14 protein-coding genes and 1 pseudogene are annotated in these 16199 nt (G+C 39.1%); 4 read left to right on the top strand and 11 right to left on the bottom strand.

Annotation, left to right across the window (positions count from 1 at the left end):
• Positions 1–64: 64 nt before the first annotated feature.
• Positions 65–802 carry a FadR family transcriptional regulator gene (locus N3F66_07650; GenBank protein ID MCX8124026.1) on the bottom strand — a complete coding sequence of 246 codons (738 nt, stop codon included), beginning with the start codon at positions 800–802 and terminating at the stop codon, positions 65–67.
• Between the two features lie 192 nt (positions 803–994).
• Between N3F66_07650 and N3F66_07645 the strand changes: the two are divergent.
• From N3F66_07645 to N3F66_07635, 3 genes and pseudogenes are all read left to right on the top strand, one after another.
• Positions 995–1561: pseudogene (locus N3F66_07645) on the top strand (3-hydroxyacyl-CoA dehydrogenase family protein).
• 14 nt (positions 1562–1575) lie between these two features.
• Complete coding sequence (locus tag N3F66_07640) at positions 1576–2748, top strand: acyl-CoA dehydrogenase family protein (GenBank protein ID MCX8124025.1); 1173 nt, start codon at positions 1576–1578, stop codon at positions 2746–2748.
• 206 nt (positions 2749–2954) lie between these two features.
• Positions 2955–4214 (top strand): GAF domain-containing sensor histidine kinase, encoded by a 1260-nt coding sequence (locus N3F66_07635; protein MCX8124024.1) that lies wholly within the window; start codon positions 2955–2957, stop codon positions 4212–4214.
• On the opposite strand, the gene pncA is transcribed toward N3F66_07635, so the two are convergent.
• From pncA to N3F66_07615, 4 genes are all read right to left on the bottom strand, one after another.
• Positions 4206–4883 carry a bifunctional nicotinamidase/pyrazinamidase gene (gene pncA, locus N3F66_07630; GenBank protein ID MCX8124023.1) on the bottom strand — a complete coding sequence of 226 codons (678 nt, stop codon included), beginning with the start codon at positions 4881–4883 and terminating at the stop codon, positions 4206–4208. The two genes, N3F66_07635 and pncA, sit on opposite strands and share 9 nt — an antisense overlap.
• 172 nt (positions 4884–5055) lie before the next feature.
• Positions 5056–5769 carry a flavodoxin family protein gene (locus tag N3F66_07625; GenBank protein MCX8124022.1) on the bottom strand — a complete coding sequence of 238 codons (714 nt, stop codon included), beginning with the start codon at positions 5767–5769 and terminating at the stop codon, positions 5056–5058.
• 55 nt (positions 5770–5824) lie between these two features.
• Positions 5825–6400 (bottom strand): TetR/AcrR family transcriptional regulator, encoded by a 576-nt coding sequence (locus N3F66_07620; GenBank protein ID MCX8124021.1) that lies wholly within the window; start codon positions 6398–6400, stop codon positions 5825–5827.
• Positions 6401–6430: 30 nt separating this feature from the next.
• Entirely contained in the window at positions 6431–6823 is a 393-nt protein-coding gene (locus N3F66_07615) for a PaaI family thioesterase (protein ID MCX8124020.1), read from the bottom strand.
• 762 nt (positions 6824–7585) lie between these two features.
• Between N3F66_07615 and N3F66_07610 the strand changes: the two genes are divergently transcribed.
• Positions 7586–7867: a hypothetical protein gene (locus N3F66_07610; protein MCX8124019.1), complete on the top strand. Its 282-nt coding sequence runs from the start codon at positions 7586–7588 to the stop codon at positions 7865–7867.
• A gap of 6 nt (positions 7868–7873) precedes the next feature.
• Here N3F66_07610 and amrS read toward each other — a convergent pair whose 3' ends face one another.
• The 6 genes from amrS to dut all read right to left on the bottom strand — a co-directional run bounded on the left by amrS (position 7874) and on the right by dut (position 16141).
• On the bottom strand, positions 7874–8872 hold the full coding sequence (gene amrS / locus N3F66_07605) for an AmmeMemoRadiSam system radical SAM enzyme (protein ID MCX8124018.1): 999 nt from the start codon (positions 8870–8872) through the stop codon (positions 7874–7876).
• 23 nt (positions 8873–8895) lie between these two features.
• Positions 8896–10557 (bottom strand): FlgO family outer membrane protein, encoded by a 1662-nt coding sequence (locus N3F66_07600; GenBank protein MCX8124017.1) that lies wholly within the window; start codon positions 10555–10557, stop codon positions 8896–8898.
• 203 nt (positions 10558–10760) lie between these two features.
• Positions 10761–13199, bottom strand: coding sequence for a DNA translocase FtsK (locus N3F66_07595; protein ID MCX8124016.1), 2439 nt, complete (start codon positions 13197–13199; stop codon positions 10761–10763).
• A gap of 29 nt (positions 13200–13228) precedes the next feature.
• On the bottom strand, positions 13229–14062 hold the full coding sequence (locus tag N3F66_07590) for an undecaprenyl-diphosphate phosphatase (GenBank protein ID MCX8124015.1): 834 nt from the start codon (positions 14060–14062) through the stop codon (positions 13229–13231).
• A gap of 1 nt (position 14063) precedes the next feature.
• On the bottom strand, positions 14064–15710 hold the full coding sequence (locus N3F66_07585) for a ribonuclease J (GenBank protein MCX8124014.1): 1647 nt from the start codon (positions 15708–15710) through the stop codon (positions 14064–14066).
• On the bottom strand, positions 15707–16141 hold the full coding sequence (dut, locus tag N3F66_07580; GenBank protein MCX8124013.1) for a dUTP diphosphatase: 435 nt from the start codon (positions 16139–16141) through the stop codon (positions 15707–15709). Before dut ends, N3F66_07585 begins: the two co-directional genes overlap by 4 nt.
• Positions 16142–16199 lie beyond the last annotated feature (58 nt).

Raw genomic sequence — 16199 nt, 5'->3', positions numbered from 1 at the left:
AGCCACTGAATACGTGGCGATAAATTTTTTGGCTGCTTTAATCTTTGTTGTGGTGATGTCTGGCTCATAGTGCCTCCTTGGAGTGTTGCTTTGTAATATAATTTTTAAGATGAAGTTCTCCATGTTCAAGCAATGCTGTCATTATTGCTACGGCTTTTTTGCTATCCTTTTTGGCGATAGCTCCTGCAAGCTTTTGGTGGTGTGCAAACACAAACGAAACCACATCAGGATCAAGGAAAAACTGGTAGGTAAGATTAGTGTATACTTGCTTAAATGAATTTAAAAGCAGTGGATAGACCACATTGCCGCTTGCAAGCGCGATGAGATGGTGAAATTTAAAATCAACATCAACGATGATATGCGTCTGTGATGGTACAAGCGATTGTTCTTCAGTAACTATCGCATTAAACTCATCAAGTTGTTCATTAGTGCGATTTACTGCAGCTAATCGTACAGTTTCCAATTCAATGAGTTTGCGTGTGGCAAGAAGGCTTTCAAGGATATGAGGTTCAAGCTGCCCTCTGCCGTAGGTAATCAGAGATTGAAGAATAGCAAGCGACCCTCGCGTGCGATAATCACTGACAGTTACGCCGTGGCGTGGCCGAATGGACACAAGACCTTTTTGTTCCAGAATAATAAGCCCCTCATGTACAACGGGGCGGCTAACACCAAGCTTTTTTGCAAGCTCTCGCTCGGAAGGGATTTTTTGCCCAATAGTAAGCTTACCCGATATAATCAACTCCTCAAAGCGCTTCACGAATGCTTCTACAAGGCTATCAGTTTTAAGTGGTTCTAAAAACATAGTACCTCAAATGGTTGGTGGTAATACCACCAACCAAAGTACTGCATGTATAAAAAATGTCAAGAATTTTTATAATTATTGTGCACTGTTACATACAATTCCCTTTACATTACTTCCACAAAGGTTCGTTATTACATCAGCTATCGAAGGTATATAATATCAGTTGATCCTAGCAAGGATACGTATTAATTAATAAAATTTAAAATTTTTAAAGACCTTGATAGTATATGCAAATCACAGGTAATACTTGCAACTAATACATCGTCAATTCCTATTGGCCGCATTGCTGCTGCTACAAAACGTCCTGACAAGATTATTGGTATGCATTTCATGAATCCGGTGCCTGTCATGAAACTTGTGGAAATAATACGGGCACTAACTACTTCGCAGGAAACATTTGATGTAACATGGGAACTATCGCTCAAATTAGGAAAAACACCAGCTGAAGCCCATGATTATCCTGGATTTATTTCTAACCGCATACTTATGCCAATGATAAATGAAGCTATTTACAGCCTGTATGAAGGTGTGGGGACGCGTGAGTCAATAGACACGGTGATGAAATTAGGGATGAATCACCCCATGGGGCCTCTTGAGTTGGCTGACCTCATTGGGCTTGATACATGCCTTGCAATCATGGAAACCCTGTATGAGGGTTTCAAGGATTCAAAGTACAGGCCGTGCCCCCTACTGCGCCGATATGTTGAATCAGGATGGCTGGGACGTAAAACGGGTAGGGGATTCTACCAGTATACATAAAATGAGGTGTGCCAATGAACTTCAGTTTAACACAGGAGCATCGCATAATTCAGCAAACAGCCGCAAAATTTGCAAAGCAGGAGCTTGAGCCGGTTGCATCTACCCTAGATACAACAAAAAACAGAGAGATATTGAAATCCAATTTAAAAAAACTAGCAGCATTGGGTTTTAATGGGATTGCAGTTGATCCACAGTATGGTGGCACTGGTGCAGGCAGCATTGCCTTCAGCCTAGTGATGGCTGAACTTGGGAAAGCGTGTGCTGCAACAGCGGTGACAACTTCAGTCACCAATATGGTTGCAGAGGTAATTCAGTCAGTTGGTACTGAAGAGCAGAAAAAGCGGTATATTCCACCACTGTGCAATGGAACATTCTATGCAGGTAGCTTTGCTTTAACTGAGGCAGATGCAGGCTCTGACCCTGCTGCAATGAAGACAACTGCAACTGACGCAGGTGATTGCTGGATACTAAACGGCAAAAAAATGTTTATTACCAGTGCTGAGTATGCAGGAGTGTTTGTAGTATGGGCTGTTACCGATAAACATGCACCAAAAGGCAAAGGCATCAGTGCATTTTTGGTAGAACCGCATTTTGAAGGATTTACTGTGGGCAAGGACGAACACAAGATGGGGCAACTTGGCTCTTCCACCAATGAGATTATTCTGGATAATTGCAGGGTGCCAAAACAAAATTTGCTTGGTGTACTCAACGATGGGTTTGGGATTGCAGTGCGCGAGTTAGGCGGGGGACGCATTGGCATTGGTTCAATGGCACTTGGTATTGGCCTTGCTGCAATGGATTATGCAACAATGTATGCAAAAGAACGCACACAGTTTGACAGACCCATCATACATAATCAGGCAATTCAGTGGATGATTGCCGACAACTATACACATCTTGAGGCAGCACGCCTGTTGTTGTTGCAAGCTGCATATAATAAGGAACATGGTATGCCGTATATGAAAGAAGCATCCATGGCAAAGCTTTTTGCAACAGAGGCAGCAAATAAAGCATGTTATGATGCCATGCAGATATTAGGCGGCTATGGCTATACAAAAGACTACCCAATTGAACGCTTGTATCGTGATGTGCGCGTCACCACCATTTACGAAGGCACAAGTGAAATACAACGGCTCATCATTGCAAAGCATTACATGGATAATGCGCCAATTCCATCACATGCATAATACACAATTATTTTTTTGGCGATAGTTACCATGGATTGTTTCTTGCCTATAAAAAATATTACTAATGTCATTACTGGCCTGATCATTAATCCATCTAATTAATTGAGATCCTGAATCGAGTTTAGGATGACGCGATACATAAAAACCTTGCATAATTGTATGGTTGCTATAAAACATGTTCAACAACATACATTGAGGTATAATGCATGAGTGAACGTGATGCAGTTTTCTATATACAGGGTGGAAATAACAAGGTTCTTTTAACTGACGATGAATTAAAGGTTCTAGATGCAATCAATCAGAAGATAGCAGCGGGGAACTCGCTAGTTGAAATTTTAGAGTTCTTTTTTAAAGAAACACAGCATATAATGCCATGTGACAGGATTGGCATCGCATTTTCTGATGATGGCAAACGGTTAACATTGTACCATGTGATTGCATCCTACCAACCTCTGTACCTTGACAAAGGGTATACCGCTGATCTGAAAGGCAGCTCGCTAGAACAAATTTTTACTAATAAAACACCGCGTATTATTAATGACCTTGAGGAGTATTACAAAAAAAATCCAACAAGCCAGTCAACGCACCTCCTTTTAAAAGAGGGGGTGATGTCCAGCATGACGTGTCCTCTCTATGTAGAAGGGCGCATTGTGGGAGTTCTTTTCAGAAGTTCGCGCAAAAAAAATGTGTATGGTCCACGGGAAATTGCACTGCATCAAGCAATTGCAGAGCGCTTAAGCCAGGCTGTTGAAAAAGCTTACCGTATTGAGCAACTTTCTTCGGCAATTAATGCCTATATGGAAATGCTATCATTTGTAACCCATGAGCTAAAAAGCCCGCTTACATCAATCATGACGCTTGGGATCACACTAAAGCAGGGTTATTTTGGCCAGATCCCTGAGCACTGTAAAAACACCATTGATCGTATTATGGCTCAGGCTGAGTATCTGTTAGCGATAGTAAATGAGTATTTAAACCTTGCTCGCCTTGAGACCGGTTCCATGCCAATACGCAAATCCACAGTAACTATCGCCACCGATATTATAGAGCCTGCGCTGGCTATTGTACAACCACAAGCTGATGCAAAGCATATCACAATAGAAAAGCACTATGAAGATGTGAAGCTTCAGTGCGATCCTGATGCCATGAAAATTGTGATGCACAACCTATTGAGCAATGCCATTAAGTACAATATTGATAATGGCATTATACGAATCACAGTAACGCGTGAAGATGTGTGCAGGATAGTTGTATACAATACTGGCCCCGGATTCCCTGAAGAACAGAAGCATAAACTGTTCAAAAGGTTTTCCCGCATAGAGACCGATGAACTCCTTGCACGCAGAGGCTCTGGCATTGGGCTTTTTGTATCATGGAATATTGTGTATTTACACAATGGCAAAATTTACGCACACTCAGTACCTGGGCAGTATGCAGAATTTACTGTAGAGTTGCCGTTAGAATAAAAGATTATTCAAGGTGCAGAATTTTACACCGTGCGCGTTCATGTTAGCAATGGCATCATCAACGCTTGTTTCAGGTGAGTTTACCGCCTTTGTGCAATCGGTAACTACGATTGCTTCAAAACCTGCCGCAGCACCATCCACTGCACTAAAATGCACACAGTAATCAAATGCAAGCCCGCACACAAATATCCTCACTACCCCTCGGCTTTGTAAATAGCCTGCAAGCCCTGTAACAGTTTTTTTGTCATTTTCCAGAAATGCTGAGTAGCTGTCAATAGCTTTGTTATAGCCTTTTCGGATGATAGCATGACAAAACTGTGTTGCTAAATCATTGTGAAGCGCTGCTCCATGTGTACCAGCCACACAGTGATCAGGCCACAGCACTGGACCAATACCTGGTTGGCTGATTGGTTCAAACGGTTGTTTCCCGTGACTGGAGGCAAATGAGAGGTGACCTTTAGGATGCCAGTCCTGTGTACATACAACAGTTGCGCCTTTTGCAAAGAATTGTTCCATTAAATGTGATATGGGATTTACTATTGTATCGCCTTCTACAACAGGGAGCAATCCACCAGGGATAAAATCATACTGCATGTCTATTACAAGCAGGGCATCTGTATGTGTAATTGGTGTATTACCATAGTTTATAATTGATTGCATGTTTGTCATATTTGTCCTCCTCTCCCTTTGCTTGCTGCATGTGTAATTCAATTACACTTATTGTTTAATATATAATTTTTTAATGAAGAAATCTATTATATGGCAATAGCAATTTCAATATTAATTTTTTATTCACAAAATAATTTAATCCATAAAAAAAATAATTCAATGCCATTTTGTTTTATTTTCCCAAACTCTTCCTGCACCACTGTTGGTACAATTCAGCTAATGATAAATATTCCTCTTTGGTAAAAAGTGGCTGATTAATTGCATTAATATGTTCTTTTTCAATATATCCTTTTTTCCCAAATTCATAGCCTGCTGACTCAATAAGTTCCAATTTATGATCAAGCGTTTCTGGTTTCATCTGTATAGCTATTGACCCAGGTATGCACATGGTAGCTACCAGGTGCGAATCAAGGTTTTTTGATAATGCTGTGAAGTAGCCAATTAAAGGTGCAAATGTTTCATATTCAGGGAAACCGCATGTACTTACTACCATAATATTTTTAGGGAATTGCCATGAAAATGAATGTCGGGTACAACCTTCAGTATCAGTACGCAAAAAAGGCTCCATGCAACAGACGGTTCTGTCAATAACTGCTTTAAGCTGTGCGGTTATCCCGTCAAGGTATACTGGTGATCCAAATACTACAAGGTTGGATTGTTGCAGCTGGTTGTATATTAATTTCATATCATCGTTTTGTATACATATACCTGCACTTTTATGCATGCAGTGTAAGCATGCACGGCAGGGAGCAATGTGCAATGTGGCGATGTTGAGTAAAACTACCTCAACACCAGCTTTTATCAGGCCTTTTGAAAGCGCATTGAGCAGTTTGAACGTTATCCCTTTTTGACCACGAGCGCTGCCATTTAATAGTAATGCATGCATGGTTCAATCTCCTTGAATCATTTTTTATGGTTTTTATATTATATATTTTATATTTTTAACTTTCATTAAATAAGCCACGTCCAAGTGATGTATGAAATGACAATATGATGTTGTATAGTTGTTTTTTGTTTATATTTTTAACTACTATCCATTGGTAAATTGAAAACTTAATTATACCCAGGATTGAATATGCCAGCGGTAGCGGTTCTACATCACGAAAAACGCCTCCTTTTATACCAAAGGCAATGTTTTTTGCTGATAATTCAATGAATGTATTTTCAAATTCATTGATGCATTTTTCAATTTCGCTTCCTAATCCAACTGATTTGACATAAAGGAAAGCTAATTTTTTATTTTTTACGAATACATCAATTACAATTTTTTTTGTTTCAATAAATCTTTTCTTAAAGTCTTTTTCTTGCTTGTAGTATTCGTTGATTTGTGATTGTATCTGGTTTAGAAAATCGTTGAGTAATGACCGTAAAACATCCTCTTTATTTTTGAAATACCGGTAGAAGGTACTTGTTCCAAATCCAGAGCTATCGATTATATCTCTTACCGGTGTTTTAATATACCCTTTTTTAATAAATATATCAAGTGCAACCTCTTCAATAACTTTTTTTTTATCCATTGTTGTCTTTACTCCTCAACAAATTTTAATTTAACTTTTATTTGCAATACGATATGCAATTGAATTAAATTGGGCAATATGAATACCTGTATCATCGTAAATTGAAACACAATAATGACCAATCTTTTTTGATTCTGATATAAGTGTGGCTTCAGCTATTACAGTGTTCCCTTGTGGTTTATTGAGATATTTAATTTCAGCATGAACACCAATAGAGGTTTTTGTGGTATTGCATGCAACTGCAAATGTAATATCAGCAATGGCAAAAATTACTGCCCCATGAACCGTCCCCAATCCATTATAATGTTTTTCATTTAACTCTATTGTGCACTGGGCGTAATCCTTTGTTACTTTAACAACACGTATACCTAAAGCGTTAGCAAATGTATCATGAGTAATGTAATGATCTTTGCAGCATTCCATGATATAGAAACCTCGTTTGGTGCATATTCAATTCACTGATTATCACAATATACATAATGAATATCTTCAAATGGAAGGAATATTCCTTCCATACTATTTTCAAGCTGTTTTATGTCTAAATATGAAAAATATAATCAATTTTTACTGTATAGCAAAAGATGTGAACATGATTATGGAATAATATGCATCTTTGCGTCTTGTGCGGTGGAGATGTACAATGTTTGTTCAAATATTTTTTTAAGACATAATTGTGGGAACATATGATAATTAGAAATTCAAAAAAGGATGCACGTGTTGTAAAAATATATGATTGAGCATTTACAACATATTATTATATAATATTTTTTCTGTTTTTTTAAAACCTGCACTTTACCTACAAAAAGTAATCAAAGACAAAATTTTAGTAACTATACAATGTAAAAAAACATAGCTCTAAAAAAGTATTAAATTTTAAGATAAAGAAGGTTTCATTATAAAAATGGGAAAAGATCTGATGATGTTACCAAATAATTTTCAATAATTATCTCTTTATGATATGATAGTATTGATGATATCGTGAATGATAGATAAAACCAAAAACAAAATAAAAACAGCAGATTGAATAAAGTCTTTAAAAAATGCTTGCAAAAATAATGCTTCACAACAAATGTCATAAACCACATAGAGTACTTGATTTTTTCTGTAATTATGCTATATTAAGTAAATCATACCAGTTACAAAGTATTAATAGATACAGATACTATACCTATCAGGAGATTATACATGGAAGAAAACAAGGTATTTTGTGCCAATTGTTTGCATTGTACTGTTTTCAGGCATTATGAAGGTGATAATAAGACCTTTGTGTTACGAGTACGCTGTAACAAGAAACAGTGGTTGAAACGCTCTGGTGAAGAAAAAGTGCACAAATATTTTACAGTTGCACGGCGTACAATGGATGAGTGTGATTATTATATCGAAGCAGGTGACCTATATCCATATATTAAAAATCTGAGGAAAGCTTTGCCCGTCAAAGATGAGCTCTACCAGGTGGAATCCCATTAACAGTAACTATCGCCATACCCCTGGAATTGTGGTTCCACAGATGCATCTCCCGTCATGAAGGTTAGTGCGCATAACATTAAAACCGCTACGGACTATAAGGTCGCGCCCACACGACGGGCAACGGGTGACTGAACGTTCGCGGACATTGCCTAAATAAATATATTTGATCCCGGCTTTGTATGCTATATCATACGCTTGTTTGAGTATCCGCAATGGGGTGGGGGAAACATCTGTCATTTTATATGCCGGGTAAAATGCAGTAAAGTGCAGTGGGACATCCTGGCCAAGGTTTTTTACAAACCAGTCCACAAGCTTTTGTATCATCTGTGCGTCGTCATTGTGAGTAGGGATTACCAGGTTGGTGACCTCAATCCATACGTTCATCTCTTTTAGAATGGTTAACGTTTTAAGCACTGGCTCAAGGCGAGCTTTGCATATCTTTTTGTAAAACTCATCATCAAATGCTTTCAGGTCAACGTTTGCTGCATCTATGTACTGGTAGAGGTTGCGCAATGGCTCTTCGTTAATAAATCCGTTGGTAACCATGACGTTTTTAATGCCTTTGGCCTGAGCCTTTTGCGCAGTTTCAATAACGTATTCTATATTTATACTTGGTTCATTATAGGTGTAGGATATTGACTGGCATTCATACTGTACTGCCAGTTTCACACAATCATCTGATGTGAGTGTGTGGCAAAACACATCATTGGGTGAGCTTGTTGAAAGCTCCCAATTTTGGCAGTGCATGCATTTGAGGTTACATCCTACTGTACCAAGCGAAAACGACCGGCTGCCAGGTAAAAAGTGATATAAGGGTTTTTTCTCAATGGGGTCCACATGGGTGGCACAGGGCTTTTCATATATTAACGAATACAGCGTGCCACCTTTATTGTAGCGGGCATTGCATATACCGCTTTTACCTTCTTTGATAATACAGTTATGAGGGCACAGCACACATTGTACTGTGTCCCCGTCATGCGTTGTATAGTACAGTGCTTCTTTCATGATGACAAATACTAAAATATGTTTTAGCGATAGTTACCGGATAATCGGTTATATGAATTGCGATAGTCCTGATTATTGGGATCGCGCTTTAGTGCTTCGCCATACCAGTATAATGCTTTGTTATAGTCCTGTAATTTATTTTCGTATAACCAGCCCAGATATCCTGCTGACCATGCATAGTCTTTGTTGTCATTATGTGCTTTTTCCAGATAGGGGATAGCGTCATTATATTTACCCTGCTGCACAAGACACCACCCTAAATTTGCCAGGCTGTAACGATATGAAGGGTCGTATTTCAGGGATTGCTTGAAAAAGTCGATAGCTTTTGTGTAATCAGCTTTTAGCAGATATACATAGCCTATCTCACTCAATGTTTGCGCATCATCCTTTTTTAACTTTAATGCTTTAAAAAGTGTATCAAGCGCTTCATCAAGCCTGTTTAAATTGCGATACCCAATGCCAAGGTTACGCAAACCAAGTATATAGTTAGGATATTTTGATACAGCCATTTTGTACATTTCCAGAGCCTTTTCATACTGGCCGCGTTTTTCATAAATAACACCTAAATTCATATAGCCTATGACGTAATTTTCATCAATATCTATGGCATTTTTTATGTAAGAGAAAGCAGTATCCAGATCACCACGGTCTAAATATATAATCCCTAAATTGTTATGTGCGTCAACTAAAAACTTGTTCTTTTCAATTGCCTGTTTTAAATACATCTCTGATTTTGGAACATCATACGCATAGATTTTGCTCAGCAGCAAGTATGCCTCGCCATTGTTGGGATTTATTTCAAGCGCTTTGCGCGTTTCATCTTCGCACAGTGTCCATTTGTTGGGTACCTTTTTCTGGTCTACTTCCTGATAATACCGTGCAAGGGATAAATGGGCCTCATCTAAATTGGGATTAAGTGACAACGCCTTTTTGCTGCTCTGGAAGGATTTTTCAATCAGTGTTGGGTCAGTTGTGTTATGGTATTCTCTCAGTTCCCATGAGCGCAATGAATATGCTTTGCCCAGGCCTGCGTAGGCCATTGCGTAATTGGGATCAATCGATATTGCTTTCTGATACATCTCAATAGCTTTTGTATAATCAAGCTGGTAGAGCAAAAACTTTTGACCACGCACAAAGTATTCATACGCACTTATATTATTAGTATCATTCTGTACAATCTTTGTTTTTGTTTCGGTAGTTATTGCGGTTTCATTCTTTTCTATTATTCCTAATGCTAGTGAGTCCTGAAGATTGAATATATCATTCAATGAGCCAGTAACCTGTACCTGGTTGATTACCGCATGCGATTTCACATCAACTATCTTTGCTGTAATGCGTATCTGGTTGCCAAATTTTTGGAAATTGCCAACAACAAGTATATTGGCACCTAACGCTTTACCCGCTTCAACCGTGTTTTCGTCAATGAGCCCTGATTGCGAAAGCTGAAGTTCGCCAATGATCTTATCAACATTGACCCTATCCACGAGTATATATTCCTGTACATTACGCAGCTTATACGATATGGTATCAGCGATACCAATACATAGCCAGTCAAATGTTGCATCCTTTGATAGATTGGTGAATGCAGTAACGCCTATCACTTTTTTGCCTGGTAGTGCACTGACTGTAAGAGCTATCGCTACAATACAAATAACTATAAAGGTAATCAACTTAGTATATTTCATACAGCGCCTCACTGAAAGAAATTTTGTTCCATACTTTAATAAAATGTATATAATGTATTTATAGTAATCATACACAGATTAGTGACGTTAGCCCTCTATTGTGATTACCACATAGCAATCATATAATGTGGAATAGTTCAATAGTCCTTATATAATAAGATATAGTAGTGGAAGGCTTGAAAAAAGTCATGCAAAAAATTTTATTATATATATACATCACGAGGCTTGCTTCCCTGCTGCGGGCCAATATACCCTAACTCTTCCATGCGTTCTATGATACGTGCAGCACGGTTGTAGCCTATGGAAAGCCTTCGTTGTAAATATGATGCTGACGCTTTTTTTGTTGTTTCAACAATTTTGACTGCTTCTATGAAGAGCTCATCTTCGCCCTCTTCCTCGTCTTCGTCAAACTCAACAAGGCTTTGCTCAATATCAACGTAATGGGGTTTTGCAATCTTTTTTAAATAAGCAACTATTGACGACAGTTCATCTTCAGAAATGAATGCTCCCTGGATACGAATGGGGAAAGAACTCATGGGCGATTGATACAGCATGTCCCCCTTACCTAAAAGCTTCTCTGCGCCATTCTGGTCTATGATGGTGCGCGAATCAGTCTTCTGTGCAACCTGGAATGCAATGCGTGCAGGGAAGTTTGCTTTTATGATACCAGTGATAATATCCACTGAAGGCCTTTGTGTGGCAAGCACCAAGTGTATGCCAACCGCCCGTGCCTTTTGCGCAATGCGTGTGATATAGCCTTCTATCTCCTTTGCAGCAACCATCATGAGATCGGCAAGCTCATCCATGATAATGACAATGTAAGGAAGATATTCGCCAGTTTTGTTGCGCTCAACCATCTGGTTGTAACGGTCTATGTCGCGTGTGTTGTATTCTGAAAGCAGATAGTAGCGGCGCTCCATTTCCATCATTGTCCACTTCAATGCTTTTGGCACCATAAATGGCTCAATGATTACAGGGGTAAGCAGGTGTGGAATGCCGTTGTAAATCTGTAGTTCAACTAATTTTGGGTCAACCATAATAAAGCGCACGTAATTGGGATCATAGTTGTATACTAGGCTAGTAATGATAGAGTGCACACATACGGATTTACCTGCACCGGTGGCGCCAGCAATAAGAAGGTGTGGGAGTTTTTTTAAATCTATAATTACAGGCTTGCCCATGATGTCTTTGCCAAGACCAACTTTAAGGCGTCCCTGCTGGTGGGCATATTCAGATGATGAAATGATGTCTTTAAGGGTAACTGTCTCACGGACCTTGTTGGGGATTTCGACGCCAATGGCTTTTTTGCCTGGGATGGGTGCAACAACACGCACGCGTGATGCAGCAAGTGACATCGCAATATCATCAGCTAAGCTCACAATACGGTTGACTTTAATGCCTGGAGCTATCTGTAATTCATATAGTGTAATAACAGGGCCTCTGTTAACATTAATTACTTTTGATTCAATGCCAAAATCACGCAGTGTGTTAACTAAAAGCTCTGAATTCTTTGCTATCTCCTGTTTATATCCTGTTTCATCTACTGCAGTATGTTGCTTGAGAAAGTCTACAGGTATGCTGTATTTTTGATTAATGGGAATCTCTTCAAACACATTACGAGCAACCATGTCTTCTTCATTTTCTGCTGTATCTTCGCTATATTCGTACTCTTCTTCTATAGTTTCGTTTTTGTCCTGGATTTCTGTGTCAACGGTAGTGGTTTTCTGTTCATAGGGTTCATTGCCTATGGGCTGAAGTTCAATCACTGCACTGCTTTTAGCAAATTGTGGTGCAGCTTCTTTTTGAATGTCAACATCAGTGGTAGCAACGTTTGATGGGCAACAATTCTGCACCGCAACGCTTGTAGTAGGCAATGGGCTTGTAGTGATAATCTGCAGATCATTTAAACAATCATCTTCGTTATAATAGGAGCTATCGCTTTTATGGCGTAATACGTTATCATATTCAATGAGCTTTGGTTTTTTTAATTGTGTTTTGTTGTATAGAGTAATTTTTGTTTTTGTAATCCAGGGTATTTTTTTTTCTGCGTTGAATGATTTTATGTCAATAAGCGGGATGGAGTCTTTATTTTTTAACAGCACTAGCTTTGTATACAGCATTGTGGCAACTTTTGCAAGTGAGTTAAATCTATTGCCTTCTAAGATATAGCTTATTGATACAATCCCCAGCAGTATCAATGAAATGAGGGACAACACAACAGTTGCAATCCATGCGCCCGTTATGCCCATAATGCTAATCAGAACATGATAAAGAGCCATGCCCACCACGCCCCCTGCAAAAGGAGCAATTGTTTCTGGGGAGATAATAGTAATAAGTAGTGAAGCGGTAACCATGGAAAATGTTATGGCAAATATGTGTTCCAGTACTGGCTCTATAGATTTATATTTAACAAGTCCCCAGCCTGTCAGTATCAGAATAGCAACAGTAAAATAGGATGCAATGCCAAATGATATTCTGAGCAACTGAGCAAGCAGTACTCCCAAAGGTCCCAGCATGTTCTGCACTGGTAGATTTCCTAATGCTTCATAATCAGATATGTGAAATGTTATCAGTGATAAAAATACAATGAGAGCAAAGCCCCACAGTATCACACACAGTATTTCAGTAATACGGTTGGACATAGTTGTGTAACAGTAATCCTTTTGTAATGTTAGTGTACAAACAAAATAATAAGTGCAACCACCCCCGCTGCAATAGTGTAATACCCAAAATAATGCAGGTGAAGTGATTTCAGCATCGAAATGAGAAGCTTCAGTGATGCTAGTGCTACAACAAATGTGACAACCATAGCAATCACAACGGGAATCCCAAAATCAAAAAAATTAATTGCAAAAAGCTTCCGTGATTCTAAAAGACCAGCCCCCATGATTACAGGTATTGCCATTAAAAAAGAAAATTTCCCAGCTTCCTTAGGTTCCAATCCAGCAATTAACCCGCCTACAATAGTGCTTCCCGAACGAGATATACCAGGCACAATTGCAACTGCCTGAAACATACCCACCAGCAATGCCTGCAGCATTCCCATCTCTTCACATTTTCGGCTTTTTTTAGGCAATTTATTAGAAGCTAAAAGCATTATGCCGTTAATAATAAGCAACACAGCAACAATCTCGGGGCTTGCAATAGATGCTTCCACGAAATCATTGAAAAAAACACCAACTAGGGCAGCCGGTAGGGATGCAATTACAATATTACATACAAAGCGGCAGTGTACGCCAAAAGTTTTTTTTGTAATTTCGGCGATAGCTCCGGCAATAAGCCTAACGATGTCATCATAGTAAAAAATAATGATTGCCGCCAAACTTGCCAGATGCAGTGCAACGTTGAAAAAAAGCTTGGCTCCTGTGTCCATTGTGCCAAAGGTAGCGTGCACCTGAGGTATAGCTTCCAAGAGTGCAAGGTGCCCAGATGAGGACACAGGCAAAAATTCAGTCACACCCTGGATAATTCCCAGGATACAAAACACAGCAATAATATAGGCCATATCATATCTCCTGAATGATGGTCTCGATAAGTGGCGTATTGTTGGTAAAGCGGTGAGCAACCATTTTTGCAAGCTTTTTCACTGCAACAGAAAGATGTTCAGGCGAAGCATTCTGTAGCAATTGCTTTTCAATGGTGACAGACAACTCCTTTTGCAATACCTGGATAAATTTATCATTTTTTATGCCTATGAAGCCTTTTGCAGTTATTACGGGGGGATACAACAATAGTCCATCTCCAATGACGATGCTTATGATAATGACACCATCAGATGCAAGAGTTTTGCGTTCAGCAATAATATCGTCAGTGATATCGCCTATATAGTTGCCATCAACATACACTGTTGAAAGAGGGATATTCCCTTTTTTCTCAAAGCGGTTTTGTGTAAGCTCTATAATATCGCCATTACGCGCGACAATAATGTTTTGAGGTTTAATATTGAGTGATGTTGCAAGTGTAGCATGGGCCTTAAGGTGGCGGTATTCGCCATGCACTGGCAAAAAGTATTTTGGCTGTGTCAGAGTAATCATTAGTTTAAGCTCTTCCTGCGATGCATGCCCTGAAACATGAATCTCTTCATCCTGTTCATAGTACACATCTGCACCCATCTGCATGAGCGAATTAATAACGCTGTATACCATCCGTTCATTTCCCGGTATCACCGAAGCGGTAATAATAACAGTATCACCGGCTCCTATTCTAAAATGCTTATGTGTACCAGTAGCCATACGGGAAAGGGCAGACATTGGTTCACCCTGTGAGCCGGTACACAGCACCACAAGCTTTTTATGAGTATATTTCCCAATATCTTTTGCATCAATAATCAGGTCCTTTTTATATTTCAGGTATCCTAATTCAGTAGCTATCTCAATATTCTTTTGCATGGTGGTGCCAGATATTACAACCTTTCGGTTATATTTTTGCGAAGCTTCAAGTACTTGCTGAATCCTGTGTATGTTGGAAGCAAAGCTTGCAACAAAAATGCGCCCGTTTGATTTTGCAAATATTTCTAATAGCTTTTTTTTAAGGACGATTTCGGATGGAGTGTACCCTGGATTAGTTGCATTAGTACTGTCGCTTATTAAAAGTAGCACCCCCTGCTGTCCGTATTCGGCAAAACGATGAAGGTCGGCAACATTGCCATCTACTGGTGAATAATCAATTTTATAATCACCAGTATGAATAATGGTGCCAATGGGAGTCTTTATAGCAAGTCCAACGCCGTCAATGATTGAATGGTTAACACGTAAAAATTCAATGACAAATGAGCCAACATGAATAACATCACGGGGCTCTATTTCAACAAATGTAGTTGTATGTACTGGCCGCTCAGCCAGCCTGCTTGCTACAAGTCCTAATGTGAGCTTTGTGGCATATACGGGAACGTTAATTTTTTGCAAAAGAAATGGGATTGCGCCAATGTGATCTTCATGTCCATGGGTAATGATGATACCTTTTACTTTTTGTCTGTTTTCAAGAATAAAACTGAAGTCAGGTATCATGAAATCGATGCCAGGGGTTTCACCGTTGGGGAAGGTTATACCGCAATCAATAATGATTATCTCATTATCATATTCAATGGCCATCATGTTCCCCCCAATGGCATGAAGGCCACCTATTGGAATGATTCTAATTTTTTTTTCTTTCATAAGCCTGTATGTCCAAAGCCTCCGTCATTTCGTATTGTCTGTGTTAATTCTGAAACCGGCTCAAATGTTGCCTGTATAGTATGCGAAATTACCATCTGGGCAATCCGCATGTTATTTTCTATGGTAAACGGTTTATCACTTAAGTTTATCACAATGAGTTTAATTTCTCCACGATAATCAGCATCTATAGTACCTGGCGTATTGAGAAGCGTTATTCCATGATTGATGGCAAGCCCGCTGCGAGGCCTTATTTGTGCTTCAAAGCCCGGGGGCAGTTCTATTGAAATACCGGTAGGGATAAGAGCCCGTTGTAATGGCTGCAAGACTACAGGCTTATCCAGAAAAGCATAAAGGTCAGCACCTGATGAATGTGGCGTTTGATAATGGGGTATTTTAGCACCAGGTTGTACTATAATCTTTACTTGTAACATGGCAATGTTCTGTATTTACTTAAATATGATAGCAATTATATAGTTATTGACATTTTTT

Source organism: Spirochaetota bacterium (assembly GCA_026414805.1).
Classification (GTDB): domain Bacteria; phylum Spirochaetota; class UBA4802; order UBA4802; family UB4802; genus UBA4802.
The sequence above is the reverse complement of the archived record's forward strand: the minus strand, read 5'-3'. Positions and strand labels throughout refer to the sequence as shown.